The organism is Micromonospora noduli, from assembly GCF_003264365.1.
Lineage (GTDB): Bacteria > Actinomycetota > Actinomycetes > Mycobacteriales > Micromonosporaceae > Micromonospora > Micromonospora noduli.
The window spans coordinates 1-3,444 of sequence record NZ_PYAK01000124.1 but is presented as its reverse complement, the minus strand read 5'-3'; the positions used below and the strand labels follow the sequence as shown (position 1 = coordinate 3,444).

The following is a 3,444-nucleotide window of genomic DNA, read 5'->3' as shown; positions in this document are numbered from 1 at the left end:
TGCCAGGCATGGCCTGGCCCCACATACCGCTGGTCCTTTTGGGACCGGGTTTTGGTGTGGGGCGGATCGGGTTGTGGGTTGGTCGTTTGTTGAGAATTGCACAGTGGACGCGAGCATCTTTGTGGTCAAGTTGTCAAGGGCGAACGGTGAATGCCTTGGCACCAGGAGCCGATGAAGGACGTGGGAGGCCGCGATAGGCCTGGGGGAGCTGTCAACCAAGCTGTGATCCCAGGGTGTCCGAATGGGGAAACCTGGCACCAGTCATGTGGTGTCACCCACACCTGAACACATAGGGTGTGTGGAGGGAACGCGGGGAAGTGAAACATCTCAGTACCCGTAGGAAGAGAAAACAATTTAGTGATTCCGTGAGTAGTGGCGAGCGAAAGCGGATCGAGGCTAAACCGGCTGCGTGTGATACCTGTCAGGGGTTGCGTGGTCGGGGTTGTGGGACCCTGCTGAACAAGCTGACACTTGTTCGAGAAGTTACAAAGTCAGTGGCTAGTCGAACAGTCTGGAATGGCTGACCGTAGACGGTGAGAGTCCGGTAGGTGAAAGTTGCTGACCTTCTGTGGGTGTTCCCGAGTAGCGGCGGACCCCTGAAATCTGCCGTGAATCTGCCAGGACCACCTGGTAAGCCTAAATACTTCCTGGTGACCGATAGCGGACAAGTACCGTGAGGGAATGGTGAAAAGTACCCCGGGAGGGGAGTGAAATAGTACCTGAAACCGTTCGCCTACAATCCGTCGGAGCCTTGCGGGGTGACGGCGTGCCTTTTGAAGAATGAGCCTGCGAGTTAGTGGCATGTGGCGAGGTTAACCCGTGTGGGGGAGCCGTAGCGAAAGCGAGTCTGAATAGGGCGATTCAGTCGCGTGTCCTAGACCCGAAGCGGAGTGATCTAGCCATGGGCAGGCTGAAGCGCGGGTAAGACCGCGTGGAGGGCCGAACCCACCAATGTTGAAAAATTGGGGGATGACCTGTGGTTAGGGGTGAAAGGCCAATCAAACTCCGTGATAGCTGGTTCTCCCCGAAATGCATTTAGGTGCAGCGTCGCGTGTTTCTTGCCGGAGGTAGAGCACTGGATGGTCTAGGGGGCCCACAAGCTTACCGAAATCAGCCAAACTCCGAATGCCGGTAAGTGAGAGCGCGGCAGTGAGACTGCGGGGGATAAGCTTCGTAGTCGAGAGGGAAACAGCCCAGATCACCAGCTAAGGCCCCTAAGCGTGTGCTAAGTGGAAAAGGATGTGGGGTCGCATAGACAACCAGGAGGTTGGCTTAGAAGCAGCCACCCTTTAAAGAGTGCGTAATAGCTCACTGGTCAAGTGGTTCCGCGCCGACAATGTAGCGGGGCTCAAGCACACCGCCGAAGCTGTGGCATTCACATTTTATCCTCGCTTGGACTTGATTCCTTGTGCAGGTGTGTGGATGGGTAGGGGAGCGTCGTGCCGCGAGTGAAGCAGCGGGGTGACCCAGTTGTGGACGCGGCACGAGTGAGAATGCAGGCATGAGTAGCGAAAGAAGGGTGAGAAACCCTTCCGCCGGATGACCAAGGGTTCCAGGGCCAGGCTAATCCGCCCTGGGTGAGTCGGGACCTAAGGCGAGGCCGAGAGGCGTAGTCGATGGACAACGGGTTGATATTCCCGTACCCGCGAAAGAGCGTCCCTGATGAACCTCGTTGTGCTAACCACCCGAACTGCCTGATGTCTTCGGACGGATGGTGGGGAGCGTGGGAACCTGATGGGTAGTAGTCAAGCGATGGGGTGACGCAGGAAGGTAGCTGAGCCCGGCCGGTGGTTGTGCCGGGGTAAGCGTGTAGGCCGTGTTGTAGGCAAATCCGCAACACATGAAGGCTGAGACGTGATGCCGAGCCGATTCAGGTGAAGTCAGTGATCCTATGCTGCCGAGAAAAGCCTCTAGCGAGTTCTTAGCGGCCCGTACCCCAAACCGACACAGGTGGTCAGGTAGAGAATACCGAGGCGATCGGGCGAACTGTGGTTAAGGAACTCGGCAAATTGCCCCCGTAACTTAGGGAGAAGGGGGGCCGGAGACGTGAAGCCCCGCGCGGGTGGAGCGTTGTATGGCCGCAGAGAGCAGGGGGAAGCGACTGTTTACTAAAAACACAGGTCCATGCGAAGAAGTAATTCGATGTATATGGACTGACGCCTGCCCGGTGCTGGAACGTTAAGGGGACCTGTTAGCTCTTCGGGGCGAAGCGGAGAACTTAAGCGCCAGTAAACGGCGGTGGTAACTATAACCATCCTAAGGTAGCGAAATTCCTTGTCGGGTAAGTTCCGACCTGCACGAATGGCGTAACGACTTCCCCACTGTCTCAACCACAGGCCCGGCGAAATTGCAGTACGAGTAAAGATGCTCGTTACGCGCGGCAGGACGGAAAGACCCCGGGACCTTTACTATAGCTTGACATTGGTACTCGAATTAGCTTGTGTAGGATAGGTGGGAGCCGGTGAAGTCCATACGCCAGTATGGGTGGAGGCAATCTTGAAATACCACTCTGGTTGATTTGGGTATCTAACTTCGGACCGTTATCCGGTTCAGGGACAGTGTCTGGTGGGTAGTTTAACTGGGGCGGTTGCCTCCTAAAAGGTAACGGAGGCGCCCAAAGGTTCCCTCAGCCTGGTTGGCAATCAGGTGTTGAGTGCAAGTACACAAGGGAGCTTGACTGTGAGACTGACAGGTCGAGCAGGGACGAAAGTCGGGACTAGTGATCCGGCACTTGCGAGTGGAAGCGGTGTCGCTCAACGGATAAAAGGTACCCCGGGGATAACAGGCTGATCTTCCCCAAGAGTCCATATCGACGGGATGGTTTGGCACCTCGATGTCGGCTCGTCGCATCCTGGGGCTGTAGCAGGTCCCAAGGGTTGGGCTGTTCGCCCATTAAAGCGGTACGCGAGCTGGGTTTAGAACGTCGTGAGACAGTTCGGTCCCTATCCGCCGTGCGCGTAGGATACTTGAGAAGGGCTGTCCCTAGTACGAGAGGACCGGGACGGACGAACCTCTGGTGTGCCAGTTGTCCTGCCAAGGGCACGGCTGGTTAGCTACGTTCGGAAGGGATAACCGCTGAAAGCATCTAAGCGGGAAGCCTGCTTCAAGATGAGGTATCCCACCCACTTTGTGGGGTAAGGCCCCCAGCTAGACGACTGGGTTGATAGGCCGGAAATGTAAGCCCGGTAACGGGTTCAGTTGACCGGTACTAATAGGCCGAGGACTTGACTACTAAGCTGCTACGCGTCCACTGTGCAACTCTGAACAAGCGAACACCCGTGTTTGTGTGCCGGGGTTGTTTGATATGTTCATAGAGTTACGGCGGTCATGGCGGAGGGGAAACGCCCGGTTACATTCCGAACCCGGAAGCTAAGCCCTCCAGCGCCGATGGTACTGCACTCGTGAGGGTGTGGGAGAGTAGGACGCCGCCGGACAATCTTCCAG

Annotated in this window: 2 rRNA genes; both read left to right on the top strand. The window is 56.6% G+C overall.

The features are described 5' to 3' along the window. Window positions 1-123: 123 nt before the first annotated feature. Window positions 124-3,232, top strand: a 23S ribosomal RNA gene (locus GUI43_RS33165). An 85-nt stretch (window positions 3,233-3,317) separates the two neighbouring features. Then, a 5S ribosomal RNA gene (rrf, locus tag GUI43_RS33160) occupies window positions 3,318-3,434 on the top strand. Window positions 3,435-3,444: the final 10 nt, after the last annotated feature.